The following is a 24121-nucleotide window of genomic DNA, read 5'->3' on the forward strand; positions in this document are numbered from 1 at the left end:
CATGGCCGGGGGCTCACTTCGTGGAGGGCTGCTGGTTGGGGGACAGGGTACGCGGACGGGGGGCGGGCTGTACCGGCTGCGCGGCATCCCGTCTCGGACGTTGGTCACAGCGGCCGATTCCGCCCTGAACTGCGATGCTTGTGTCATGAGCTACAGCACGGCTGACTCCTTGCGGACCGTCACGCTGGACGATGTGCGGGGCGCCCAGAAGATGCTGTCGGGGGTCGCGCGGGTGACCGCCATGGAGGGCAGCAGGCATCTTTCGCAGATGGTGGGCGCCCCTGTCCACCTCAAGTGCGAGAACCTGCAACGGACGGGATCGTTCAAGCTGCGCGGCGCGTATGTGCGGATCGCCGGGCTGCTGCCGGAGGAGCGGGCCGCCGGGGTCGTCGCGGCGAGCGCCGGCAACCACGCGCAGGGTGTCGCCCTCGCGTCGGCGCTGCTCGGGGTGCGGTCCACGGTGTTCATGCCGAAGGGCGCCCCGCTGCCGAAGATCAGCGCCACCCGGGAGTACGGCGCCGAAGTGCGGCTGCACGGCCAGGTGGTCGACGAGACGCTGGCCGCCGCTCAGGAGTACGCGGAGCGGACGGGCGCGGTGTTCATCCACCCCTTCGACCACCACGACATCATCGCGGGCCAGGGCACGGTCGGCCTGGAGATCCTGGAGCAGTGCCCGGAGGTGCGCACGGTCGTCGTGGGTATCGGCGGGGGCGGGCTGGCGGCCGGGATCGCGGTGGCCGTGAAGTCGCTCAGGCCGGACGTGCGGATCGTGGGCGTGCAGGCGGAGGGCGCCGCGGCGTATCCGCCCTCGCTGGCGGCGGGCCGTCCGGTGTCGGTGCGCAACCCGGCGACGATGGCGGACGGCATCAAGGTCGGGCGGCCCGGTGACGTGCCGTTCACGATCGTCGGCGAGCTGGTCGACGAGGTCCGTACGGTGACGGAGGACGAGCTGTCCGCGGCGCTGCTGCTGTGTCTGGAGCGGGCCAAGCTGGTGGTGGAACCGGCCGGGGCGAGCCCGGTGGCGGCGCTGCTGAGCAGGCCGGACGCGTTCGAGGGCCCGGTCGTGGCGGTGCTGTCCGGCGGGAACGTCGATCCGGTGCTGATGCAGCGGGTGCTGCGGCACGGCATGGCGGCGCAGGGCCGCTACCTGGCCGTCCGGCTGCGTCTGACGGACCGGCCGGGGGCGCTCGCGACGCTGCTCGGCGTGTTGTCGGAGGCCGACGCCAATGTCCTGGACGTGAGCCATGTGCGGACCGATCCGCGGCTCGGGCTCACGGAGGCGGAGGTCGAGCTGCACCTGGAGACCAAGGGCCCGGCGCACTGCGCCGAGGTGGAGCGGGCCCTGCAGGACGCGGGCTATCTCGTGATCGGCTGACGTAGAGACGCAAGCCGGGACTCGTCCGTACGGCACTGGCGGTCCGCGCGTACCGCCCCCGCCCCCGCGACGGCCACCGCGACCGCATGAGTGTGCCCCCGGTGCCTGAAGGGCGCCGGGGGCACGACTCGGGACGTCTGCGGGCGGGTCAGCCGTCGTACGGCTCGGCCTTGAGGATCCGCACCGACGCCTTCTTGCCGTTCGGCAGCTCGTACTGGGCGTCCTCGCCGACCTTGTGGCCCATCACGCCGGTGCCGAGCGGTGACTGCGGCGAGTACGTCTCGATGTCGGCGCTCGCGTACTCGCGCGAGGCGAGCAGGAAGGTCAGCGTGTCGTCCTCGTCGCCGTCGAAGGCGATCGTGACGACCATGCCGGGCGCCACCGCGCCGTTGGCGGCCGGGGCCTCGCCGACCTTGGCGTTCTCGAGGAGCTGGGTGAGCTGGCGCACACGGAGCTCCTGCTTGCCCTGCTCCTCCTTGGCCGCGTGGTACCCGCCGTTCTCACGCAGGTCGCCCTCCTCACGCGCAGCGGCGATCTTGGCGGCGATCTCCGTGCGCGCGGGACCAGTAAGGTACTCAAGCTCGTCCTTGAGCTTGTTGTACGCCTCCTGGGTCAGCCAGGTGACGTTCTCGCTGGTCTGGGTCACAGGTGCTCCTCGTAGGTACTGGGAAGACAAAGCATCGCCCTACCCAGAAGCATGTTCCTTCATGGAAGGGCGAAACCACGAGCCTAACAATTCAATGCCCGAAGGGGGAGGACATAAGCGATCAGAATCACGTCAACGCAGGTCAGCCCCTACGTATTCCGGGTGATGGCGGGGTGGGAAAGTTGCGCCCGCCGGGCGGGCCGGGGTGCCGGGTCAGTCGGCGTGGCAGCCGAGCAGCTCGGCGGTGGTGCCCGGGGAGGTCGTACGGAGCGTGACGACCTTGTCGATGCGCGTGGCGTCGCCCTCGAAGCGGAAGTCGGCCCGGCCGACCTCGGCGCCGTTCTCCGCCTGGGACCGCACGGTGCAGTAGCCGCTCGCGCCGGCGTCCTTGCGGACCTCCAGGTGCACCTTCACGGCGTTCTTCGAGGTGTCGAACTCGATCACTTCGGCGCTGATTTTGTTCTGGCCGACGTAGTGGTAGGCGAAGTAGCCGAGCAGTGCGAGCAGGGCCGCGCCGAGGACGGCGCCGACGATCCTGAGCGTGCGGTCGTCGCGTCCCGCCGAGGCACGGCCGTAGCGGCCCTCGGGCGGTCGCGTGCTCGCCGTGCTCATGATCGTCCTCTCGGCAGGAAAGGGACAGTTGTCCCGAAAGGGGCCCTGGAGCCCGGCCCCGGAATTATTCGTCCCCCGATTCGGTCACTATAGAAGCCTCCACCTGCCACCCGACCGCCGCCCCTCAAGGACGCCCCGACAGGGCGGCACCATTGGAATGCGCCGACGCACACGGGCGCCGACTGACTGAGGATTCGAGTCTTGACTGACCAGTTGCGACTGATGGCCGTCCACGCCCACCCCGACGACGAGTCGAGCAAGGGCGCGGCCACCATGGCGAAGTACGTGTCCGAGGGGGTGGACGTGCTGGTCGTGACCTGCACGGGCGGGGAGCGCGGCTCCATCCTCAATCCGAAGCTGCAGGGCGACAAGTACATCGAGGAGCACATCCACGAGGTACGCAAGAAGGAGATGGACGAGGCCCGCGAGATCCTCGGCGTGAAGCAGGAGTGGCTCGGTTTCGTCGACTCCGGGCTGCCGGAGGGCGACCCGCTGCCGCCGCTTCCCGAGGGCTGCTTCGCCCTCCAGGACGTCGACGAGGCGGCCGGCGAGCTCGTGAAGCAGATCCGCTCCTTCCGTCCGCAGGTGATCACCACCTACGACGAGAACGGCGGTTACCCGCACCCCGACCACATCATGACCCACAAGATCACGATGGTGGCCTTCGAGGGCGCGGCCGACACCGGGAAGTACCCGGAGGCCGAGTTCGGTCCGGCGTACCAGCCGCTGAAGGTGTACTACAACCAGGGCTTCAACCGGCCCCGCACCGAGGCGCTGCACCAGGCGATGCTGGACCGGGGGCTGGAGTCGCCGTACGGGGAGTGGCTCAAGCGCTGGGACGAGTTCCAGCGCGAGGAGCGGACGATCACCACGCACGTGCCGTGCGCCGACTTCTTCGAGATCCGCGACAAGGCGCTGATCGCGCACGCCACGCAGATCGACCCCGACGGGGGCTGGTTCCGGGTGCCGATGGACGTCCAGAAGGAGGTCTGGCCGACGGAGGAGTACGAGCTCGCGAAGTCTCTCGTCGCGACCTCCCTCCCCGAGGACGACCTCTTCGCGGGCATCCGCGACAATGCCTGACATGAGCGCAAGCGCAAGCCAGGCAATGACGCACCTCGTCGTACTCGCCAAGGAGGTGGACGAGGACAAGGTCACCCCCGGCGTCCTCGGTTTCATCGTCTTCGCGGCGATGGCGCTGGCGGTGTGGGCCCTGATGAAGTCGATGAACCGGCACATGGGGAAGGTCGACTTCGAGGAGCCGGCGGACGCCGGCACCGAGAAGACCGAGGCCTCCGGCCCGGCGAAGCCGCGCAAGGGCTGACTCCTGTTCCCGGGCGCCCCGCGCGGCGCCCGGGCCACGGCACCGGGGCGGAGCGGGCTCCGGCGCCGCCCGGCCCGCCCTCGGCGGCCCCCTGCCCGGCCCGCGTCACCGCTCCGCCGTCCGGACCGGCACCCCCATGACCTCACGGGAGTGGCGGGTCGGGGTCATGCCCAGGCGCCAGGCCTGCCAGCCGGATTCCAGGGTGATGCCGCGCTCCAGGAGGAGCTGGTAGGCGTCGGCGCAGTCGTCCAGCTTGGGGTCGCGCAGCGGATGGTTCGCGCGGGTCAGCTGGGCCAGCTCCTCCTGGGCCACCGCCGTGCCGACCTCGACGCCGCCCGGGGCCGCGTACGGCAGCAGGGTGCAGCGCAGGAAGCGGGCCCAGTCCGCGCCGCGCAGGTCCCCGTACGAGGCGAACAGGGCCGCCGCCTCGTCGCACAGGGCCAGCGCCGGCTGCGTGCGCGCGTTGCCCGCGTCGACCACCGCGAGCTCCAGGCAGGTCCAGGCCTCGCCGTGGGCGACGCCGATGCGGTGGAAGTCGGCGCGGGCGTCCACGAGGAGCTGCCGGGCGAAGCCGGAGTTCCGGAGGGAACCCGTCTGCGCCGCCCGCTGGTCGCGGGTGACCCGCGCCGAGTGGTGCCGCGCGCAGGCCAGGCCGTACACGTCGCGCATGCGGGAGAACATCTGGCGGGAGCGTTCCAGCTCGCGCACCGCCCGGCCCAGGTCGCCGGTCTCCTCCAGCGCCTGGCCCAGGTAGTAGATCGTCCAGGCCTCCCCGCGGGCGTCCTCGTTGTCGCGGTGCCGGGCCGCGGCGCGCCGCAGTTCCTCCACCGAGGGCGCCGCGTCCCCGTCGACCAGGCGGGCCCGCGCCAGCTGGGTCAGCGCCCAGGCCTCGCCGCGCGCGTCGCGGGTGCGGCCGTACAGGTCGAGGGCCGTGCGCAGCTCGGACTCGGCGCGGGGTACGTCGCCCATGCGCAGGTTGAGCTGGCCGAGCTGGTAGTGCGCCCAGGCCTGGCCGTGCACGGACTCGCCCGCGCGGTGCAGCACCAGCGACTCGGTGAGCAGGCCGAGGGCCTCGGCGAGGCGGGCCCGGTCGCGTTCCACCGCGGCCAGCGCGTGCATCGTCCACGCCCGGTCCGTGGCCAGCTCGGGGGAGGCCTGCAGGTCCAGCGCCTCCCGCAGCTTCGCCGCCGCCTCCGTCAGATTGCCCTGGTGGTGCAGCGTGATGCCGAGGGAGCACAGGGCACGGGCCACGCCCGCGTCGTGGTGGGCCTCCCTGTAGAGGTCGACCACGGAGGCGAGGGTGGTGCGCGCCTTGTCGAGTTCGCCGAGCTGGCGGGCGGCGATGCCGGTGCGCCACTGCACCGAGCGGACCAGCAGGCCCTGGTCGACGGACTGGGCCAGCTCGCTGATCTCACCGAGCCGGTACAGGTCGCCGCGCAGCAGGCAGTAGTCGCACAGCGCGCCCAGCAGGTTCAGCACGGCCGCCTGGTCGACGCCCTCGGCGTGCCGCAGCGCGGCCGTGATGAAGCTCGACTCGTCGTCCAGCCAGCGCAGCGCCTCGTCCAGGGAGGTGAAGCCGTGCGAACCGAACCGGTCCGAGCGGGTCGACATGTTGCCGTCGACCAGGCGCAGCACGGAGTCGGCGAGGTCGGCGTAGTTGACGATCAGGCGTTCCTGCGCCGCCGTGCGCTCCGCCGGGTCCTCCTCGTCCAGGAGGCGGGCCTGCGCGAAGGACCGCACCAGCTCGTGCAGCCGGTAGCGGTCGCCGCGCACCTGGTCGATGAGGCCGGCCCGGGACAGCTCCGCCAGCCGGCGGGTCGCCTCCGTCTCGTCGGTCGCGAGCAGCGCGGCGGCGGCAGCGGCGCCCAGTGACGTGCGGCCGGCCAGCGCCAGGCGGCGCAGCAGCCGACGTGCCGTCTCGGACTGGTCGCTGTAGCGCAGCCACAGCGCCCGCTCCACCGGCTCCACGGGCCCGTAGGCGCCGAGGTCGGCGGCGAGGCGGCGCGGCGAGCGCGGGCCGAGGGCCGAGCCCGCGGTGCGCAGCGCGAGCGGCAGCCCGCCGCACAGCTCCCGGATGCGGTCGGCGGACTCGGTGTCGTAGGGCGCCGTGCTGTCCTGCGCGGCGGCGGTGAGCAGTTCCTCCGAGCCGGCGGCGTCAAAGGGCTCGACGGGCAGCTCGTGGACCCGGGCGGGCAGGTCGGCCGGCAGGTCCAGCGGCTGCCGGGCGGTGACCAGGACGAGGCTGTCGGAGCGCTCCGGGACGAGGGCGCGGACCTGTTCGGGGTCCGAGGCGTCGTCCAGGACGATCGTGACCGGCAGGCCCGTCAGATGCTGGTGGTACAGCTCGCTCAGCCGCTTGAGCTGCTGGCCGGGCGACGAACGCTCCCGGAACAGCAGTTGCTCCCGGGGCGCGCCGAGCCGGTTCAGCAGGTGCAGCAGGGCGTCCCGGGTGGACAGCGGTGACTCCTGCCGGCTGTCGCCGCGCAGATCGACCACGCACGCGCCGCGGAAGTAGTCCTTCAGGTCGTGGGCGGCGCGCACCGCGAGGGCGGTACGGCCGCTGCCGGGCGCGCCGTGCAGCACGACGACCGTCGGCCGGGTCTCGGTGCCGGCCCGCGCGGCCTGCACCCACTGCCGGATGCGGGCCATCTCCTGCCGCCGGCCCGCGAACGCCCCTGAGGCCACCGGGAGTTGCGCGAAGGACTGCGCCAGGACGTTGCGGCCGCGGGCCGCCGCGCTCTTGTCGGCGCCGCGCAGCTGCGGGCCGCCCTCGTTCTTCGGGCCGGTGGACGCGCTCAGCACCCGCTGCTGGTCGAGGAACGGCCGGATGCCGCGCACCTCCAGCGCCGTCAGCCACTGCAGCCTCAGCTGTTCGGGCCCGCCGGGCTGGCTCGCCGCGCCGGCGCGGTGGTGGGCGGCGGGCAGATGGGAGCCGACCACCTTCACCACCGTCGCGGCGGCGCCCACGACGCCGACGGTCACCCCGGCGCCGAGCGCGGTCCCGGCGCTGGTGCCCAGGGCCAGGTCGGCGACGGTGGCCGCGACCGCGGCGACGCCGGCCACCAGCAACGGGGTGCCGCCGCCCTGGCGGGCGTAGCGCTGGCGCAGGGTGAGCTGTCCGGCGGCGGCCTCGTCCAGCGCGCGGGTGTAGGCGGCGTACTCGTCGGCGGCCGTGCGGGCCATGGCGTCGAGGGAGCCGCGGGCGCGGGACAGCAGGACGTTCCCGTCGAGTCTGCCGCCCGAGCGCCGGACCTCCTCCTCGACGGCCCGTGCCAACAGCCGTTCGGCGTCGGCCCGATGACTGTCCCGCATGTCACGTCCCCCTCCGGCGGCGACTGATTCGCCTACGAGTGTCCTTCGGACGGGGCGTCAGCGCGAGGGGGCGGCGATCACCGGTGACTCCGGCGCGGGAGCGTCCCGGCCGCCGGGACACCGGATCCGGACAGAGGGCGCGGTACGGCTGGAGGACCGGGGGACCGGCGAGGGCCCGGCCCTGCTGATGCTCTCCGGGCGCTCCGCACCGCACCACGCCCACCGCGCCGCACCGCGCGGTCGACGACGTGCTCGTGGCCGGCGTGACCCGGCTCGGCACCCTCGGCGGCGACGCCTGCGCCGTACCGGAGCTGCGCGAGCTGCTGCTGCCGGTGCTGCGCGCCGACGACCGGCTCATCTGGACCTGCCGGCGGGAGCGGCCCGCCGTGCCGCCGGCCCCGGTCGTGGCACCGGCCTGTGCCGGCTTCCCGGCGTGGATGCCGGCAGGGGCACGCTGTGGCGCATGCGCGAGGCGGGGGCGGGTGCGGAAAGATGGGGGTATGCCGAACCGACTGGCGCACGAGACGTCCCCGTACCTCCTTCAGCACGCCGACAACCCCGTCGACTGGTGGCCCTGGTCCGCCGAGGCCTTCGAGGCGGCGCGCGAGCGGAATCTGCCCGTGCTGCTGAGCGTCGGCTATTCGAGCTGCCACTGGTGCCACGTCATGGCGCACGAGTCCTTCGAGGACGCGGCGACGGCCGACTACCTGAACGCGCACTTCGTCAGCGTCAAGGTCGACCGCGAGGAGCGTCCCGACGTGGACGCCGTCTACATGGAGGCCGTGCAGGCGGCGACCGGGCAGGGCGGCTGGCCCATGACGGTGTTCCTCACGCCGGACGCCGAACCGTTCTACTTCGGCACGTACTTCCCGCCCGAGGCCCGGCACGGCATGCCGTCCTTCCGGCAGGTGCTGGAGGGCGTGCACGCGGCGTGGACCGACCGGCGCGAGGAGGTCGCCGAGGTCGCCGGGAAGATCGTGCGGGACCTGGCCGGGCGGAAGTTGTCGTACGGGGACGCGCAGGTGCCCGGCGAGCAGGAGCTCGCGCAGGCGCTGCTGGGGCTCACCCGGGAGTACGACCAGCAGCGCGGCGGATTCGGCGGGGCACCGAAGTTCCCGCCGTCCATGGTCATCGAGTTCCTGCTGCGCCACCACGCCCGCACCGGCGCCGAGGGCGCCCTCCAGATGGCCGCCGACACCTGCGAGCGCATGGCGCGCGGCGGGATCTACGACCAGCTCGGCGGCGGCTTCGCCCGGTACTCCGTGGACCGCGAGTGGGTCGTCCCGCACTTCGAGAAGATGCTGTACGACAACGCCCTGCTGTGCCGCGTGTACGCGCACCTGTGGCGCTCCACCGGCTCCGAGCTGGCGCGCCGGGTCGCGCTGGAGACGGCCGACTTCATGGTGCGGGAACTGCGCACCGCCGAGGGCGGGTTCGCCTCCGCGCTGGACGCCGACAGCGACGACGGCAGCGGACGGCACGTCGAGGGCGCCTACTACGTGTGGACTCCGGCGCAGCTGCGGGAGGTCCTCGGGGACGACGCCGGCCTCGCCGCCCAGTACTTCGGCGTGACCGAGGAGGGCACCTTCGAGCACGGCTCGTCCGTCCTGCAACTCCCGCTGCAGGAGGGCGTGTTCGACGCCGAGAAGATCGAGTCGGTCAAGGCGCGCCTCCTCGCGGCGCGTGCCGAGCGGCCCGCGCCCGGCCGGGACGACAAGGTCGTCGCCGCCTGGAACGGCCTGGCGATCGCCGCGCTCGCCGAGACCGGCGCCTACTTCGACCGGCCCGACCTGGTCGAGGCCGCCGTCGCCGCCGCCGACCTGCTGGTCCGGCTGCACCTGGACGACCAGGTCCGGCTGGTCCGCACCAGCAAGGACGGCCGCGCCGGCGCGAACGCGGGCGTGCTGGAGGACTACGCCGACGTCGCCGAGGGCTTCCTCGCGCTGGCGTCCGTCACGGGCGAGGGCGTCTGGCTGGAGTTCGCCGGGTTCCTCGTCGACCACGTGCTGGCGCGGTTCACCGGCGAGTCCGGCGGGCTGTACGACACGGCGGCCGACGCCGAGCGGCTGATCCGCCGGCCGCAGGACCCCACCGACAACGCCACCCCGTCCGGCTGGACGGCGGCGGCGGGCGCGCTGCTGAGCTACGCCGCGCACACCGGGTCCGAGCCGCACCGCACCGCCGCCGAGCGGGCGCTGGGCGTGGTCAAGGCGCTCGGTCCGCGCGTCCCGCGCTTCATCGGCTGGGGCCTGGCGGTGGCCGAGGCCGTCCTCGACGGGCCCCGCGAGATCGCGGTCGTCGGCCCCGCCCCGGACGACGCCGCGACGCGTGCCCTGCACCGCACCGCGCTGCTGGGCACGGCGCCCGGCGCGGTCGTCGCGGTGGGCACGCCGGGCAGCGACGAGTTCCCGCTGCTCGCCGACCGGCCGCTGGTGGGCGGGGAACCGGCGGCGTACGTCTGCCGCAACTTCACGTGTGACGCCCCGACGACCGACCCGGAGCGGTTGCGTACCGCGCTGGGGGGATGACGGCTACGGCAAAAGGTGCGGTGGGGCATGACCGGATTGGGCGGCTGTTCGATCAACTCCCGCTGGCCGCCGCTCCGTTGGGAAACGCGGTAGGTATCGGAACAGCCCCCGTGCTTCACAGTTCCCCGATCATCGTGATCGTCGGGCACGACGATCCGGAGACCGCCGAGGTCGCCGAGTACGCGGCGGCGCGCGACCCGCGGGTCCGCGTGGTCGTGGACACCCACGCGAAGAAGAACAAGCCGAAGGCCATGAACACGGCGCTGCCGCACTGCCGCGGCGACGTCGTCGGGGTCTGACGCCGAGGACCAGGTCCCCGGCCGAGGTGAAGCCGACGACCGCCGCCCGCTGCGCCTGGCTCGAGCAGCACGAGTACGGCCGTCTGGAGGTCAACGGCAGGGACGACCCGCTGCGCCTGGACCGCGACAAGGACGGCACCGCCTGCGGCAGGGGCGACGTGCGGCGCCGTTAGACGCTGCGGCCGGGCGAGAACTCGGCGAGGGCGCGCTCCACGATGGCTTCCAGCTGTTCGTGGTGCGCGCCCTTCCAGTAGGCGCGCCCGCACTCCCGGCACTGCGCGAACACGTCGTACGACCGCTGCGTGCCGCCCTTGAGCTGGTCCGCGACCTCTTCCTTGGAGGCCTCGCGCAGCAGCCCGTTGCAGGCGGTGCACCGCGTCCAGGGGCGCAGCCGGGGCTGGAAGCGGTCCAGGACGTCCCGGAGCTGGTCCTCGGGCCGGGTGCTGTAGACGAAGGCGCCGGCCCACAGTTCGCGGCGGCGCAGCAGGCCCCGGTCGCGGCTGAGCATGACGCGCTGCTCGGCGGCGGAGCGGGCGGCGAGCGCCGGGTCGCCGATGTCCGTCGACTCGTACGCCGTGTCCACGCCGAGCAGCCGCAGCCGGCGGGCCAGCGTGCCGAGGTGCACGTCGAGGAGGAAGCGCAGCGGGGCGCCCGGGACCTGTTGCGGGCGCCGCACGGGCCGGACGGTCACCGACTCGCCGGCCGCGGGGACGTGCGCGGTGGGCACCTCACGGCCGTCGACGACGAGGGCGCCGACCTCGGTGAGCGGGACGCCGAGCGACTCGACGACGTGGCCGAGGGCCGAGACGCCGTCGGTGCGCAGCGCGGTGGCGCCGCCGCGGCGTTCCCCCGGCACGAACAGGTGCAGCTCGGCGGCGAATTCCACGTGGATCTCCGGGCGGTTCACCCGGTCAGGATGACATGACGGCCGCCTGCCCGGCCGGTGCTTTTCCGGGGGCGTCCCGGACGGGTCACCCGTGCTGGTACGCCACCAGGGAGATCGCGACGTAGTGCGTGATGAACGCCGCCAGCGTGAAGGAGTGGAAGACCTCGTGGAAGCCGAACCAGCGCGGTGAGGGGTTGGGGCGCTGGAGGCCGTAGATCACGCCGCCCGCGCTGTAGAGCAGGCCGCCGACGATCACCAGGACGAGGACCGCCACGCCGCCGGCCCGCATGAAGTCCGGCAGGTAGAAGACGGCCGCCCAGCCCATGGCGATGTAGCAGGGCGTGTAGAGCCAGCGGGGCGCGCCGACCCAGAACACGCGGAAGAGGATGCCCGCGGCGGCGGCCGCCCAGATGCCCCACAGCAGCCACTGGCCCTTGGCGCCGGGCAGGAGCAGCATCGTCAGCGGGGTGTAGGTGCCCGCGATGATCAGGAAGATGTTGGCGTGGTCGAGCCGGCGCAGGATGCCGTCCATGCGCGGGCTCCAGTCGCCCCGGTGGTACAGCGCGCTCACGCCGAACAGCAGGCACGCCGTGAGGGCGTAGATCCCGCAGGCGACGCGGCCGCGGGTGGACGGGGCGAACGCGGTGAGCACCAGGCCGGCGACCAGGGCGGCCGGGAACATGCCGAGGTGCAGCCAGCCCCGGAGCTTGGGCTTGACGGGATGCGGCAGGGAGAGCGCGACGGGGCCCCGGCCGGCGGCCGACGACTCCGTGCGCGCGTCGGGAGCGGACGCTGTCATGCGCTTCATCGTACCTACGGAACCGTAAGTTATGCGTTCGAGGACGCCGTTGAGGGCCGGGAGTGGCCATGGTCTCACGGGATACCCGGCCACGGACACTGACGGAGTACCCCCGGTGAAGGGGTGGTGACACTCGGAAAACATCGGGACGAGTGGCGATGCTCACTCCGCTCACCTGTGGGCCCCTCTGGACATATGGGCACTCTCGTCGGATGATCAAATGAGTGCGGTCGGCACCGGATGAGCGCCAGAGATCGAACCGTGAAGCATCCGGGTCGCAGCCCCCACGGGGCCTCCAACCAAAAAATCCCTCATTTAGGAGCAATCGTGGCGCGCGACATCGCGGCTCCCTCCGTGGTCCCCACCAACCACCAGGAACTGATCTCGTGGGTCGACGAGATCGCCGAACTGACGCAGCCGGACTCCGTGGTCTGGTGCGACGGCTCGGAGGCCGAGTACGAGCGACTGTGCGAGGAGCTCGTCGAGAAGGGCACCTTCCGGAAACTCGACCCGATCAAGCGCCCCAACTCCTACTACGCCGCGTCCGACCCCACCGACGTCGCCCGCGTCGAGGACCGCACCTTCATCTGCTCCGAGAAGGAGGAGGACGCCGGTCCCACCAACCACTGGAAGGCCCCCGCCGAGATGCGGGAGATCTTCCGGGGCTCCGGCGGGCAGGGCGGCCTGTTCCGCGGCTCGATGCGCGGCCGCACCATGTACGTCGTGCCCTTCTGCATGGGCCCGCTCGGCTCGCCGCTGTCCGCGATCGGCGTCGAGATCACCGACTCGGCGTACGTCGCCGTCTCCATGCGCACGATGACCCGGATGGGGCAGCCGGTCCTGGACGAGCTCGGCTCCGAGGGCTTCTTCGTCAAGGCCGTGCACACCCTCGGCGCCCCGCTGGAGCCCGGCCAGGCGGACGTCCCCTGGCCCTGCAACCAGACCAAGTACATCTCGCACTTCCCGGAGTCCCGCGAGATCTGGTCCTACGGCTCCGGCTACGGCGGCAACGCCCTGCTCGGCAAGAAGTGCTACGCCCTGCGCATCGCCTCCGTCATGGCCCGCGACGAGGGCTGGCTCGCCGAGCACATGCTGATCCTGAAGCTGACCCCGCCGCGCGGCGAGGCCAGGTACGTCGCCGCCGCCTTCCCGAGCGCCTGCGGCAAGACCAACCTCGCCATGCTGGAGCCGACCATCCCCGGCTGGACGGTCGAGACCGTCGGCGACGACATCGCCTGGATGCGGTTCGGCGAGGACGGCCGCCTCTACGCGATCAACCCGGAGGCCGGCTTCTTCGGCGTCGCGCCCGGCACCGGCGAGCACACCAACGCCAACGCGATGAAGACGCTGTGGGGCAACGCCGTCTTCACCAACGTCGCCCTCACCGACGACAACGACGTGTGGTGGGAGGGCATGACCGAGCAGCCCCCGGCCCACCTCACGGACTGGAAGGGCAACGACTGGACGCCCGATTCGGGGACCCCGGCCGCGCACCCCAACGCCCGCTTCACCGTCCCGGCCTCGCAGTGCCCGATCATCGCGCCCGAGTGGGAGGACCCCAAGGGCGTGCCGATCTCGGCGATCCTCTTCGGCGGCCGGCGCGCCACCGCCGTACCGCTGGTGACGGAGTCCTTCGACTGGAACCACGGCGTCTTCCTCGGCGCCAACGTGGCCTCCGAGAAGACCGCCGCGGCCGAGGGCAAGGTCGGCGAGCTGCGCCGCGACCCGTTCGCCATGCTGCCGTTCTGCGGCTACAACATGGGCGACTACATGGGTCACTGGGTGGACGTCGCCAAGGACAAGGACCAGTCCAAGCTGCCGAAGATCTACTACGTCAACTGGTTCCGCAAGAACGACGAGGGCGCGTTCGTCTGGCCCGGCTTCGGTGAGAACGGCCGCGTCCTGAAGTGGATCGTGGAGCGCCTGGAGGGCCGGGCCGAGGGCGTCGAGACCCCGATCGGCGTGCTGCCGGCCAAGGGCTCCCTCGACACCGACGGCCTGGAACTGGCCGACGAGGACCTCGACTTCCTGCTCACCGTCGACAAGGAGGTGTGGCGGGAGGAGGCAGCGCTGATCCCCGAGCACCTCAACACCTTCGGCGACCACACGCCGAAGGAACTGTGGGACGAGTACCGCGCGCTGGTTGAGCGCCTGGGCTGATCCCCCCGAGAACCCCCGCGACCGGCCCCGATGGGAGCCCTGACCAGTGATCGTCACGGGCCGGTCGCGGGACACGACCCGCGGGGACCCGCACAACGGCGTGCGAGGTTCCGGGCCGCCGCCGCCGCACTCCGTCCGCCCCGACGGACACGCGGCGGCCGGTCCGCCCCGCCCTCATCGGCCCGGCCCGCCCCGCGGGCTCTCACGAACGTGCCGATGGGTGAGCGAGCGCCCCGGACGGCGAACCCCGCCGACCGGGGCGCTCGGCCGTTCCCGGGCCCAGCTCGCACCACACGGTCTTGCCGGTGCCGGGCGGCCCGTGCGTCACGCCCCACTTCACGGCCAGCGCGTCCAGCAGCGCGAGCCCCCGCCCCGACTCCTCGTCGGCGCCCACGGCCGCCCGCAGGACGGGCAGCGCACGCGGGTCCGGGTCGGTGACCTCCAGACGCGTACGGCCGTCGTCCTCGCACGACACCCGGACGGTGACGGGCACTCCCTCGCCGACGTGCCGGATCACGTTCGTGACGAGTTCGCTCGCACAGAGCTGCACGTCGGCGCCGTACGCGCCCAGGGCGCGGCGCACGCCGGACACCTCGACCGGTGCCGCGAGCAGGTCGAGCGTCAGCGCCGGCCGCATCACGCGGCCCCCTTGCGCAGCGCGGCGGTCAGGGCGCGGGCCGTGACGAGATTGCAGTTGCCGAGCGCGATCAGGGTCCGGACGGGGCAGCCGGAGGCGAAGGTCGGGAGGTCGACGCCGAGGGACGGCAGGGTGATGCCGTGCGCGGCGAGCGCCGCCCGCAACTCCTCGGCGCAGACGTCGGCTTCGGTGGACCTGTGCATGGGGGATCACGCCTTCCGGTGCTCTGTGTGACGAACCACTCACACTGTGACGCCGGTCCGCGTAGCGTGACAGCCATTCGGCATCCCGGTCCTGAACTGCACATATGCGGTCCGGCAGTTGGCAGGGGCCGGGGAACGCCGGGGAGCGGACGGTAACGGCACACCAAGGACGGTGAACGATGGGTCAGCGCAAGGACATCGACGGCTCGACGGGCGTCCCCACCTTCTACGGCAGCGAGCTGCGCTGGAAACGGGAGGAAGCGGGGCTGACGCTCCAGCAGTTGGTCGAGGGCAGCTTCTACGGCCCGAGTCACCTCAGCGAGATCGAACGGGGGACACGGCGGATGCCGGCCGACCTGGCCGACCACGTGGACAAGGTGCTGGGCACGGACGGCTTCTTCCGGCGGCGCTGCGAGGACGTGCGGAGGGCCAAACGCCGGGGTCACGCGCGGTACTTCGAGCGGGTGCTGGAGGCCGAGAAGCACGCGGAGACCATCGAGGAGTGGTGTCCCACGCTGGTTCCGGGGCTGTTGCAGACGGAGGCGTACGCGCGGGCGGTGGTGCGGTCCGCGCATCCGCTGGCGCCGGACGAGGAGGTGGAGGAGAAGGTGTCCGCTCGGCTGGCGCGGGCCCGCCTCTTCGAGGACAACCACAAGACCCCCGAGTACTGGGTGATCCTCCCCGAGTCGCTGCTGCGTCAGCCGATCCTGCCGCCGGAGCAGCATGCCGAACAATGGCAGCGCGTCACGGAACTGGCCCGACGCCACCGGATCGTTTCCCAGATCCTTCCGTGGAACTGCGGGCCGCACCCGCTCATGATGGGTATGGCCAAGGTCATGGCTTTCGTTGATGCCCCGCCACTGGTGTATGTGGAGTCGCAGTACAGCGGGGACACCATCGACGATCCGGCCCTCGTGAAGCAGTACCGCAAGGCATACGATCGGCTCAGGGCCGCCGCACTGCCTCCGGAGGCGTCCCTCGCCCTGATCGAGCAAGCGGCTGAGGATGACCGAAATGGCAAGCAAGGGGATTGACTTGAGCACGGCTGCCTGGCGCAAGAGCAGCTACAGCAACGGCGACGGCGGCGACTGCGTAGAGATAGCCGAGGCCTTCCCGGGTGCCGCCCGCTGGCGCAAGAGCACATACAGCAACGGCACCGGAGGCAACTGCGTCGAGGTCTGTGACGCCCACGTCGCCGTGGTCCCCGTCCGTGATTCCAAGGTTCCCCACGGGCCCGTCCTCACCGTCACGGCCCCGGCCTGGACGTCGTTCGTCGCGTCCCTGAAGTGAACGTGCGGGCGGACGGCCGTGCGGGCCGTGCCGCCGCGCCCCCTTGCTCACAGGATCTTCACTGCTGTTGCATGGGCGGGTCACGGGCCCCGCCAACGTAGGCGTGGCCCAACGCGCACTGTGGGGGGCACAGTTGAATACCGGACACCGTTCCAGACGTCTCGCGGCCACCGTTCTCGCCGGCGCGCTCGCCGGGGCCGGGCTGACCGTCGCCGCCGCGCCCGCGGCGCACGCCGCCGCGTCCGAGGTGGTCGCCAAGCTGCCCATCTCGTCGTTCTCGGCGCTGGCCGTCGACAACGTCCACCAGAAGGTCTTCGTCGCGGACAGCAACGTCGGCTACTACCAGAACTCCGGCACCATCGCCGTGTACAACTTCGCGGGCGAGCGCCTCACCACGCTCACCACCGCCCAGTCCCACGTCTCCGGCCTCGCGGTCAGCGACGACGGCGACAAGCTCTACGTCGGCCAGCGCGAGCGCGTCGAGGCCTTCGACACCACCACCTACCAGCGCACCCACGTCGCCTACGCGAGCACCGACTACTGCGGTCGCGAACTCGCCCAGTCCGGCGGCCAGGTGTACCTCACGACGCCGTACGCCTACTACACCAGCGACTGCCCGGTCGCGCACACCAACCTCGACGCGGTCGTGAACGGCGGCCTGACCCGCACCGGCTGGAACGACTACGGGGACCTGCTGCTGGAGTCCGGCCCGGGGGACCGGATGCTGATGGGCCAGCCGCGCAACGCCAAGGCGGCCGACCCCTTCCTCACCGTGTTCGACACGAGCAACGGCTCCCTCGTCCGCAACGCCGCCCGGCGCTTCGCCGACGCTGCGGGCAACGGCGCGCTGAACGTGAAGGACCTGGCGTTCTCCGCCGACGGCGGCAAGGTCGCCGTCGCCGACGCCTCCGCCGGGACCCGGCTGCTGAACACCTCCGACCTGTCGGACGCGGCGACCGGCTACCCGCCGCTCCCGGCCGGGGCCACCGCCTCCGCGGTCGCCTTCAGCGGCGACGGCAAGTACGTCGCGCGCGGCGCCGCCGCCACCGGCTCCGTCCCCGACCTGCTGGTGCAGCCGGCCGACCCGGCCGACTCCACCCCGCCGCTGGAGTTCGTCTTCGAGGGCAGCCTGGACGGCGACCGGGTCGTGCCGCGCGGCACGGAGTGGTCGGCCGACGGGTCCCGGCTGTTCACGGTGACGACCGACCGGGCCGGTAGCCAGTACTGGCTGCACGTCATCCAGCCGCCGGCCGTCCAGTACGACGCCCGCTTCACCGGCGGCGTCACCCACAGTCCCGCCGGGGCCGTCGCCGGTGAGCCGCTCGCGGTGCGGGGCACGCTGGAGGTCGACGGGCCGGCGCCCGCCGAGCCGCTGAAGGTGAAGGCGACCCGCACCGACGCGACCGGCACGCGCGACGTCGGCACGGCGACCGTCAGGGCGGACGGCAGCTTCACGGTGCTGGACGAGCCGGACGCGGTCGGGAAGGCCACGTACACCCTGTCCTTCCTCGGCGACCTGACCCACCGCCCGGCCGCCGACGTCACGCACACCGTCGACGTCGGCAAGGCGGCCTCGTCGATCACGCTGACCGCCCCGGCGGAGGCCACGCTCGACGGCGTGACGATCACCGGCACGTTCGGCGCGCAGGGCAAGGCGCTGCCGGAGCGGGCCACGCTGAAGGTGGAGCGCACGGACCGTCAGGGCAGCGGCGTGCTCAGCTCGGTGACCGTGGCCGCCGACGGCACCTTCACCGTCCACGACATCCCGCGCGAGCGGCGTGAGGTCACGTACACGGTGAGCTGGCCGGGCGACGACCTGCACGAGGGCTCGTCGGCCGCCGCGACGGTGTTCGTCAGGCGATGAGTGCACCGCACCGGGTCCTCCCGGTGCGGTGGCGTGGTTTCATGGCGCCCGGTCCGCGCGTCGCTGCGGGTGCACGCGGACCGGGGCCGTCAGGGGAGCCCGGGTGGGCTCAGCGGGACGCGAGTTCGCGCGGCTCCAGGGCCGCGGCGTGGGCGTCCATGCGCTCGGCGGCCAGGATGGCGGCCGCCGTGTCGGCGCGGGATGCGGCGACGACCAGGGCGCGCCCGGCCAGGGCGTGCGCCCGCCGGTGCAGGGCGACGCTCCGGGCCGCGGACGCGGCTGTGGTCGCCGCGGCGCGGGCCGGCGGGCGTCCGCCCCGCAGCCGAGTCACCTGGGCGGCGAGTCGTTCGGAGGCGGCGTCCAGGTCGGCGCACGGGGTCAGGGCCCGCAGCTCGTCCGTGACGGCGAGCAGCGCGGCGAGGTGGCCCGCGAGCTGGATGTCCAGCTCCTCCTCACGGGACCGGTGCGGGAAGTCCGTGTCGGCCGTCGTGCTGTGGACCGACTTGGTGCGGATCGGTTCGTACATGGGACGGCCTCCTGAGCTTCAACAGGAAACCATCCTACCTTAGATTCCGTCTAAAGTTGTGCCGTCGGTTCTCTTGTGGTCGCTACGGCTGGCCGTAGCCGTCCAGGAAGCGGCCGATCCGGCCCACCGCGTCCCGCAGATCCGTCACCGAGGGCAGCGTCACCACGCGGAAGTGGTCCGGTTCGGGCCAGTTGAAGCCGGTGCCCTGGACCACCATGATCTTCTCGCGGCGCAGCAGGTCCAGGACCATCCGCCGGTCGTCCTTGATCTTGAAGACCTTGGGGTCGAGGCGCGGGAAGAGGTAGAGCGCGCCCTTCGGGCGCACGCACGTCACGCCCGGGATCTGCGTCAGCATCTCGTACGCGACGTCCAGCTGTTCCTTCAGGCGACCGCCCGGCAGCACGAGGTCGTTGATCGTCTGGCGTCCGCTGAGCGCCGCGACCACGCCGTGCTGGCCCGGCATGTTGGCGCACAGCCGCATGTTCGCCAGGATCGTCAGGCCCTCGATGTAGGAGTCGGCGTGCGCGCGGGGGCCGGAGATCGCCATCCAGCCGACGCGGTAGCCGGCCACCCGGTAGGCCTTCGACATGCCGTTGAAGGTCAGGGTCAGCAGGTCCGGGGCGATCTTCGCGGTCGGGGTGTGCGTGGCGCCGTCGTAGAGGATCTTGTCGTAGATCTCGTCGGAGCAGACCAGCAGGTTGTGGCGGCGGGCGATGTCGGTGAGCCCCTTGAGGACCGCCTCGTCGTAGACGGCTCCCGTGGGGTTGTTCGGGTTGATGACGACGATCGCCTTGGTGCGGTCGGTGACCTTGCGCTCCACGTCCGCGAGGTCGGGCATCCAGTCGGACTGCTCGTCGCACCGGTAGTGCACGGCGGTGCCGCCGGAGAGGGAGACGGCCGCGGTCCACAGGGGGTAGTCCGGCGCCGGTACGAGCACCTCGTCGCCGTCGTCCAGCAGGCCCTGCATCGCCATGACGATCAGCTCGGAGACGCCGTTGCCGACGAAGACGTGCTCGACGTCCGTCTCGATGCCGAGGGTCTGGTTGTGCATGACGACCGCCCGGCGCGCGGCCAGCAGGCCCTTCGCGTCGCCGTAGCCGTGCGCCGACGACACGTTGCGGAGGATGTCCTCCAGGATCTCGGGCGGGCACTCGAAGCCGAACGCGGCCGGGTTGCCCGTGTTGAGCTTGAGGATGCGGTGACCGGCAGCTTCCAGCCGCATCGCCTCCTCGAGCACCGGGCCCCGGATCTCGTAACAGACGTTGGCGAGCTTGGTCGACTGGATCACCTGCATGTCTGGGAGCTTACGGGCCGGTAAGGCCGCTCGGGCCGTGTTTTCCGCCACGTGAGACGCGGCGGTTTGGGTGGTTATCGCCGGCCGTTGTCCCACCGGCCCCGCTCGTCCCCGCAATGCGCGGCCCGGGCCGGGGCGCTCCGGCGCGAAAACGGGCCGTACGGTGCGGAACCGGCAGGGCGTCCGGAGGGGAGCCGGCAGGGCGTCCGGAGGGGAGCCGGTGCAGAGGTGGTGTGGGGCCTGTGCCGGGTCGGGGCGGGGGTCGAACAGGGCCGAAGCAGGCCTTGATCTGCTGTATCTCCCCTCTCAGAATGCGCATGACAAAGATGTGCATGGCGGGCGGCTGGAGCATTTCCGGCCGCTCCAGCCGTAAGAGGGGACCCCCCACATGAGAAAACCTCTCGTCGCCGCGTGTCTCGCGCTGGCGGCAGCCGGTGCGGGCGCCGCACCCGCGGCGGCCGCGGACGACACCGGCAAGCCGGTCGTCGACCTCCGCCCCGTCACGGAGAGCGTCGGCAGGATCGCCACCGACCTCGGCAGGGCAGTGCCCCAGGCGCCGACCCCCACCCCGGGCGCCCAGGCCGTCGGCTTCGCCGGGAGCGTGTCGCTCAGCAACTGCTCCGGCTCCCTGATCCGGATGCCCGACTCGCGGGACGACGACCCGGCGCTCGTCATGAGCAACGGCCACTGTCTGGAGTCCGGCTTCCCGGCCCCCGGCGAGGTCGTCGTCGACCAGGCCTCCAGCCGCTCCTTCGGCCTGCTCGACGCGAACGGCACCCGCGTCGCCACCCTGCGCGCCGCCAGGCTGGCCTACGCGACGATGACCGACACGGACGTCGCCGTGTACCGGCTCACCCAGACCTACGCGCAGATCAAGGCCGCGTCCGGGATCGCCCCCCTGACCCTGAACGACACCCGGCCCGCCGCCGGGACCGCCATCAGCGTCGTCTCCGGGTACTGGAAGCGGATCTACCGCTGCTCCGTCGACGGCTTCGCCCACCGGCTGAAGGAGGGCGACTGGACCTGGAAGGACTCGGTCCGCTACACCGCCGCCTGCGACACCGTCGGCGGCACCTCGGGCTCGCCCGTCGTCGACGAGGCCACCGGCAAGGTGGTCGCCGTCAACAACACCGGCAACGAGAGCGGCGAGCGCTGCACGGTGAACAACCCCTGCGAGGTGGACGAGTCCGGCACCGTGACGGTCCGCGAGGGCATCAACTACGCCCAGCAGACCTACCCGATCCCCGCCTGCTTCGGCATCGGCAACAAGCTCGACCTCGGCGCCGACGGGTGCGTCCTGCCCAAGCCGTAACCGGCAGCCGGGCAGGGGCGGGCGGCCCGCGCGGGGCTCACACCGGGGTCCTGCGCACCGCCCGCCCCGCCAGGACGTCCGTCCGCCGGCCGTCCTCGACCACGAACCGGCCGTCGATCAGGACGTGCGGTATGCCCGTCGGCAGCGCGCGCGGCTCCTCGAAGGTGGAGCCCGCCGCGACCGTCGCCGGGTCGAAGAGCACCAGGTCGGCGCGGTGCCCCTCGCGGACCAGGCCGCGGTCCGGCAGGCGCAGCCGGGCCGCCGGGCGCCCGGTCAGGTGCGCCACGCACTCCTCCAGGGACAGCACCCCCAACTCCCGTACGTAGCGGCCGAGATAGTGCGGGAACGTGCCGTACGCCCGCGGGTGCGGTTTCGCGCCCTGGAGGATGCCGTCCGAGCCGCCCGTGTGGACCCGGTGCCGCATGATCGTCCGGACGTTCTCCTCGTGGCCGACGTGCTGGAGGATCGTCGGGGCGAGGCGGTCGGCGAGGAGCAGTCCGCGGGCCACCTGCCAGGGCGTCTCGCCCCGTGCCGCCGCCGACTCGGCCACCGTGCGGCCCACGTACTCCGTCAGGGACAGGTCCGACACCCCGGAGATCTCGATCGTCTCCCACTCCACCGGCACCCCGTGGCAGCCGTCCGAGCCGACCTCCTCCAGGTGGTGGCGGATCCGTGAGGCGGTCGCGTCGTCGGCCAGCCGGCGCAGGATCTCCTCCGGGCCGCCCTCGCTCGCCCAGCTCGGCAGGATCGCCACCAGGGTCGTGCAGCCCGGCGTGTACGGGTAGGTGTCCAGGGTGATGTCGGCGCCCGCCGCCAGCGCCTCGTCCAGCAGGGCCAGCAGTTCGGGCGCCCGGCCCTCGTTCACGCCGAAGTTCATCGTCGCGTGGGCCAGGTGCAGCGGGCAGCCCGCCTCGCCCGTCAGCGTCACCATCTCCCGGTACGCCTCCAGGGCGCCCGCGCCGTAACTGCGGTGGTGGGGGCAGTAGTAGCCGCCGTGGCGCGCCACCACCCGGCACAACTCGGTGAGTTCGGCGTCCTTCGCGTACATGCCCGGCGTGTACGTCAGGCCCGACGACATGCCGACCGCGCCCTGCTCCAGGCCCTCCGCCACCAGCTGCCGCATCCGGTCCAGTTCGGCCCCGGTCGCCTCCCGGTCCTCCCAGCCGACCGCCAGCGCGCGGACCGTGCCCTGCGGGATCAGGTAGGCGGCGTTGACGGCGATGCCCTGCCCGTCGAAGCCCCGGTCCAGCCGGTCCAGGTACTCGCCCACCGACCGCCAGTCGAAGTCGACGTCGTCGCCGTGGCCGTTCCAGCCGGCGATGGCGCGGCGCACCTCGCCGAGCGTGCGGTCGTCCACCGGCGCGTACGACAGGCCGTCCTGGCCGATGACCTCCAGCGTGACGCCCTGGGCGACCTTCGCGCTGTGGTCGGGGTCGCGCAGCAGCGCCAGGTCGCTGTGCGCGTGCATGTCGACGAAGCCGGGGGAGAGGACCAGCCCCTCCGCGTCCAGCTCCCGCGTCGCGCGCGGCCGCTGGCAGCCCGCTGCCGCCGCCTCCCGCACGACCGACACGATCCTGCCGCCGTCCACGACGACATCGGCGCGGTACGACGGGCCGCCGGTGCCGTCCACGACGTCCGCGTCCCGGATGACGAGGTCTTCCATCGCCGGCCCCCTCAGAAGAACGTGCGGATGTAGTCGACCACCGTGCCGTCCGCCTCCGCGACCGGGATCAGCGGCCACTTGTCGAAGGACGTGCACGGGTGGGACAGGCCCATGCCGAGCCAGTCGCCCACCTCCAGGTCGGCGCCGGGCTCCGTGCGCACCCAGGCGTGCTGGTCGGACACGGCCGTCACCGTGACGCCGGTCGCCGCCCTTTCCGTGCCGTCGCGCCGGACCACCTGGGCCAGGGGCAGGTCGAGGTCGTAGGCGGCGTCCCGCTTGCCCGCGTTGACGAACGCCTGCTCCGGGGACGGCCGGGACACCACCTGCGCCCACAGCCGGAACGCGGGCTCCAGGGCGCCCTCCTCCGGGACCCGGTTGAACGGGGTGAGCCTGCGGTAGTGGCCGTCGTCGTGCGAGACGTACGCGCCCGAGCGCAGCAGCTTCAGCACCGGCAGGGACAGCTCCGGAACCTCCGCGAACACGTCGGCCACCGCGTCGAACCAGGCGCTGCCGCCCGCGCTCACCACGATCTCGTCCAGGCCCTCGAAGCGCCCCGCCTCGTCGAAGCCGACGGCCAGCGCCACCAGCCGGCGCAGCCAGGCGCGCACCCGCTCCGGGTCCGCCTGCGGGACCTCGCCCTCGTAGCCCGCGACCCCGACCAGCCGCAGCGTCGGTACGGCCGCCACCGCGTCCGCGACCGCCGCGCACTCCGCCTCCGTGCGCACGCCGGTCCGGGCGCCCTCGCCCCCGGCCAGCTCCACGACGACGTCCACCGGGCGGGGCGCGCCGCGCAGCGCCTCGTCCATCAGGCGCACGCCGCGCACGGAGTCGACGTAGCAGACCAGCCGGAAGGCCGGGTCGGCGGCCAGCTCGCCCGCGATCCAGCGCAGGGCGGCGGGGTCCACCAGCTCGTTGGCGAGGAACACCCGCTCGATCCCGAACGCCCGCGCCACCCGCACCTGATGGGGCACCGCGAGCGTGATGCCCCACGCCCCGCGCTCGATCTGCCGCCGGAACAGCTGCGGCGCCATGGAGGTCTTGCCGTGCGGGGCGAACGCGAGGCCGTGCCGGGCCGCGTACGTCTCCATGAGCGCCAGGTTGTGCTCCAGGCGCTCGGCGGACAGGGCCAGGACGGGGGTGGTGAAGCCGCCGGTGAACAGGTTGCGGCGCTGCGCGGCCAGCTCGGCGACGGTCAGGCCGTCGGCGTCCGGCGGGAGGCCCTTGAACCGGTGGTCGACGCGCTCCTCGGCCAGACGGTCGAGAGCTTCGCTGCTCATGACGTGCCTCCCTGATCAGGCAAGTTGCATTCTCTGCAACAGCCGTTGCGTATATCGCTTACCGCTGTCTAACATCTCGGCCAACACGGGGTCAACGGATACGGCCCGACCCCC

21 protein-coding genes and 1 pseudogene are annotated in these 24121 nt (G+C 72.5%); 11 read left to right on the forward strand and 11 right to left on the reverse strand.

Features of this window, described 5'->3' with window-relative positions; all coding sequences use genetic code 11:
* Window positions 1–145: 145 nt before the first annotated feature.
* Complete coding sequence (gene ilvA / locus QC282_RS06750) at window positions 146–1375, forward strand: threonine ammonia-lyase (RefSeq protein WP_279548291.1); 1230 nt, start codon at window positions 146–148, stop codon at window positions 1373–1375.
* A 148-nt stretch (window positions 1376–1523) separates the two neighbouring features.
* On the opposite strand, the gene greA is transcribed toward ilvA, so the two are convergent.
* Together greA and QC282_RS06760 are read right to left on the reverse strand one after the other, a co-directional pair.
* Entirely contained in the window at window positions 1524–2021 is a 498-nt protein-coding gene (greA, locus tag QC282_RS06755) for a transcription elongation factor GreA (protein ID WP_279548292.1), read from the reverse strand.
* A gap of 213 nt (window positions 2022–2234) precedes the next feature.
* Window positions 2235–2633: a DUF4307 domain-containing protein gene (locus QC282_RS06760; protein ID WP_279548293.1), complete on the reverse strand. Its 399-nt coding sequence runs from the start codon at window positions 2631–2633 to the stop codon at window positions 2235–2237.
* 201 nt (window positions 2634–2834) lie between these two features.
* Here QC282_RS06760 and mca point away from each other — a divergent pair, with 201 nt between their 5' ends.
* Together mca and QC282_RS06770 are read left to right on the forward strand one after the other, a co-directional pair.
* Complete coding sequence (gene mca, locus QC282_RS06765) at window positions 2835–3716, forward strand: mycothiol conjugate amidase Mca (RefSeq protein WP_279548294.1); 882 nt, start codon at window positions 2835–2837, stop codon at window positions 3714–3716.
* Window positions 3709–3957, forward strand: a complete 249-nt coding sequence (locus QC282_RS06770; protein WP_279548295.1) for a hypothetical protein — start codon at window positions 3709–3711, stop codon at window positions 3955–3957. The genes mca and QC282_RS06770 overlap by 8 nt, the downstream gene beginning before the upstream one ends.
* Window positions 3958–4062: 105 nt before the next feature.
* On the opposite strand, the gene QC282_RS06775 is transcribed toward QC282_RS06770, so the two are convergent.
* Window positions 4063–7269, reverse strand: a complete 3207-nt coding sequence (locus tag QC282_RS06775) for a tetratricopeptide repeat protein (RefSeq protein ID WP_279548296.1) — start codon at window positions 7267–7269, stop codon at window positions 4063–4065.
* A 500-nt stretch (window positions 7270–7769) separates the two neighbouring features.
* On the opposite strand from QC282_RS06775, the gene QC282_RS06780 reads away from it, so the two are divergent.
* The 3 genes and pseudogenes from QC282_RS06780 to QC282_RS06790 all read left to right on the forward strand — a co-directional run bounded on the left by QC282_RS06780 (window position 7770) and on the right by QC282_RS06790 (window position 10269).
* The gene (locus QC282_RS06780) at window positions 7770–9797 is read left to right on the forward strand and encodes a thioredoxin domain-containing protein (RefSeq protein ID WP_279548433.1); all 2028 of its coding nucleotides are present in this window, start codon (window positions 7770–7772) and stop codon (window positions 9795–9797) included.
* 128 nt (window positions 9798–9925) lie between these two features.
* Window positions 9926–10112 (forward strand): annotated as a pseudogene (locus tag QC282_RS06785) (glycosyltransferase); the annotation flags it as partial.
* Window positions 10113–10122: 10 nt separating this feature from the next.
* Window positions 10123–10269 (forward strand): hypothetical protein, encoded by a 147-nt coding sequence (locus tag QC282_RS06790; protein WP_279548297.1) that lies wholly within the window; start codon window positions 10123–10125, stop codon window positions 10267–10269.
* On the opposite strand, the gene QC282_RS06795 is transcribed toward QC282_RS06790, so the two are convergent.
* The gene (locus tag QC282_RS06795) at window positions 10266–11003 is read right to left on the reverse strand and encodes a Mut7-C RNAse domain-containing protein (protein ID WP_279548298.1); all 738 of its coding nucleotides are present in this window, start codon (window positions 11001–11003) and stop codon (window positions 10266–10268) included. The genes QC282_RS06790 and QC282_RS06795 overlap by 4 nt on opposite strands.
* 64 nt (window positions 11004–11067) lie before the next feature.
* Window positions 11068–11781 carry a hemolysin III family protein gene (locus tag QC282_RS06800; RefSeq protein WP_279548299.1) on the reverse strand — a complete coding sequence of 238 codons (714 nt, stop codon included), beginning with the start codon at window positions 11779–11781 and terminating at the stop codon, window positions 11068–11070.
* Between the two features lie 327 nt (window positions 11782–12108).
* Here QC282_RS06800 and QC282_RS06805 point away from each other — a divergent pair, with 327 nt between their 5' ends.
* A complete protein-coding gene (locus QC282_RS06805) occupies window positions 12109–13941 on the forward strand; it encodes a phosphoenolpyruvate carboxykinase (GTP) (RefSeq protein ID WP_279548300.1) in 1833 nt (610 codons plus the stop codon).
* A 202-nt stretch (window positions 13942–14143) separates the two neighbouring features.
* Here the strand turns inward: QC282_RS06805 and QC282_RS06810 are convergent, their stop codons facing one another.
* Both QC282_RS06810 and QC282_RS06815 read right to left on the reverse strand, forming a co-directional pair.
* Window positions 14144–14578: an ATP-binding protein gene (locus tag QC282_RS06810; protein WP_279548434.1), complete on the reverse strand. Its 435-nt coding sequence runs from the start codon at window positions 14576–14578 to the stop codon at window positions 14144–14146.
* The gene (locus QC282_RS06815) at window positions 14578–14781 is read right to left on the reverse strand and encodes a hypothetical protein (RefSeq protein ID WP_279548301.1); all 204 of its coding nucleotides are present in this window, start codon (window positions 14779–14781) and stop codon (window positions 14578–14580) included. Before QC282_RS06815 ends, QC282_RS06810 begins: the two co-directional genes overlap by 1 nt.
* Window positions 14782–14960: 179 nt before the next feature.
* Between QC282_RS06815 and QC282_RS06820 the strand changes: the two genes are divergently transcribed.
* The 3 genes from QC282_RS06820 to QC282_RS06830 all read left to right on the forward strand — a co-directional run bounded on the left by QC282_RS06820 (window position 14961) and on the right by QC282_RS06830 (window position 17935).
* Window positions 14961–15815, forward strand: a complete 855-nt coding sequence (locus QC282_RS06820; RefSeq protein WP_279548302.1) for a helix-turn-helix transcriptional regulator — start codon at window positions 14961–14963, stop codon at window positions 15813–15815.
* Entirely contained in the window at window positions 15796–16071 is a 276-nt protein-coding gene (locus QC282_RS06825; protein ID WP_279548303.1) for a DUF397 domain-containing protein, read from the forward strand. Before QC282_RS06820 ends, QC282_RS06825 begins: the two co-directional genes overlap by 20 nt.
* Before the next feature lie 133 nt (window positions 16072–16204).
* On the forward strand, window positions 16205–17935 hold the full coding sequence (locus tag QC282_RS06830) for an Ig-like domain repeat protein (RefSeq protein WP_279548304.1): 1731 nt from the start codon (window positions 16205–16207) through the stop codon (window positions 17933–17935).
* A 109-nt stretch (window positions 17936–18044) separates the two neighbouring features.
* On the opposite strand, the gene QC282_RS06835 is transcribed toward QC282_RS06830, so the two are convergent.
* On the reverse strand, window positions 18045–18461 hold the full coding sequence (locus tag QC282_RS06835; protein ID WP_279548305.1) for a hypothetical protein: 417 nt from the start codon (window positions 18459–18461) through the stop codon (window positions 18045–18047).
* Between the two features lie 82 nt (window positions 18462–18543).
* Complete coding sequence (locus QC282_RS06840; protein ID WP_279548306.1) at window positions 18544–19755, reverse strand: pyridoxal phosphate-dependent aminotransferase; 1212 nt, start codon at window positions 19753–19755, stop codon at window positions 18544–18546.
* 388 nt (window positions 19756–20143) lie between these two features.
* Between QC282_RS06840 and QC282_RS06845 the strand changes: the two genes are divergently transcribed.
* Window positions 20144–21067: a serine protease gene (locus QC282_RS06845; RefSeq protein ID WP_279548307.1), complete on the forward strand. Its 924-nt coding sequence runs from the start codon at window positions 20144–20146 to the stop codon at window positions 21065–21067.
* A gap of 37 nt (window positions 21068–21104) precedes the next feature.
* Here the strand turns inward: QC282_RS06845 and QC282_RS06850 are convergent, their stop codons facing one another.
* Both QC282_RS06850 and QC282_RS06855 read right to left on the reverse strand, forming a co-directional pair.
* Entirely contained in the window at window positions 21105–22730 is a 1626-nt protein-coding gene (locus QC282_RS06850) for a D-aminoacylase (protein ID WP_279548308.1), read from the reverse strand.
* An 11-nt stretch (window positions 22731–22741) separates the two neighbouring features.
* Complete coding sequence (locus QC282_RS06855) at window positions 22742–24007, reverse strand: amino acid deaminase (RefSeq protein WP_279548309.1); 1266 nt, start codon at window positions 24005–24007, stop codon at window positions 22742–22744.
* Window positions 24008–24121 lie beyond the last annotated feature (114 nt).

The sequence above is a fragment of the Streptomyces sp. DH24 genome (assembly GCF_029813775.1).
In the GTDB taxonomy this organism is placed as follows: domain Bacteria; phylum Actinomycetota; class Actinomycetes; order Streptomycetales; family Streptomycetaceae; genus Streptomyces.

Bases quoted from the DNA above. Each gene is read 5' to 3' on its own strand.
- ilvA (WP_279548291.1), top strand. From the start codon at position 146: ATGAGCTACAGCACGGCTGACTCCTTGCGGACCGTCACGCTGGACGAT.
- QC282_RS06760 (WP_279548293.1), bottom strand. From the start codon at position 2,633: ATGAGCACGGCGAGCACGCGACCGCCCGAGGGCCGCTACGGCCGTGCC.
- QC282_RS06770 (WP_279548295.1), top strand. From the start codon at position 3,709: ATGCCTGACATGAGCGCAAGCGCAAGCCAGGCAATGACGCACCTCGTC.
- QC282_RS06775 (WP_279548296.1), bottom strand. From the start codon at position 7,269: ATGCGGGACAGTCATCGGGCCGACGCCGAACGGCTGTTGGCACGGGCC.
- QC282_RS06780 (WP_279548433.1), top strand. From the start codon at position 7,770: ATGCCGAACCGACTGGCGCACGAGACGTCCCCGTACCTCCTTCAGCAC.
- QC282_RS06800 (WP_279548299.1), bottom strand. From the start codon at position 11,781: ATGACAGCGTCCGCTCCCGACGCGCGCACGGAGTCGTCGGCCGCCGGC.
- QC282_RS06810 (WP_279548434.1), bottom strand. From the start codon at position 14,578: ATGCGGCCGGCGCTGACGCTCGACCTGCTCGCGGCACCGGTCGAGGTG.
- QC282_RS06815 (WP_279548301.1), bottom strand. From the start codon at position 14,781: ATGCACAGGTCCACCGAAGCCGACGTCTGCGCCGAGGAGTTGCGGGCG.
- QC282_RS06820 (WP_279548302.1), top strand. From the start codon at position 14,961: ATGGGTCAGCGCAAGGACATCGACGGCTCGACGGGCGTCCCCACCTTC.
- QC282_RS06825 (WP_279548303.1), top strand. From the start codon at position 15,796: ATGGCAAGCAAGGGGATTGACTTGAGCACGGCTGCCTGGCGCAAGAGC.
- QC282_RS06835 (WP_279548305.1), bottom strand. From the start codon at position 18,461: ATGTACGAACCGATCCGCACCAAGTCGGTCCACAGCACGACGGCCGAC.
- QC282_RS06840 (WP_279548306.1), bottom strand. From the start codon at position 19,755: ATGCAGGTGATCCAGTCGACCAAGCTCGCCAACGTCTGTTACGAGATC.
- QC282_RS06845 (WP_279548307.1), top strand. From the start codon at position 20,144: ATGAGAAAACCTCTCGTCGCCGCGTGTCTCGCGCTGGCGGCAGCCGGT.
- QC282_RS06850 (WP_279548308.1), bottom strand. From the start codon at position 22,730: ATGGAAGACCTCGTCATCCGGGACGCGGACGTCGTGGACGGCACCGGC.
- QC282_RS06855 (WP_279548309.1), bottom strand. From the start codon at position 24,007: ATGAGCAGCGAAGCTCTCGACCGTCTGGCCGAGGAGCGCGTCGACCAC.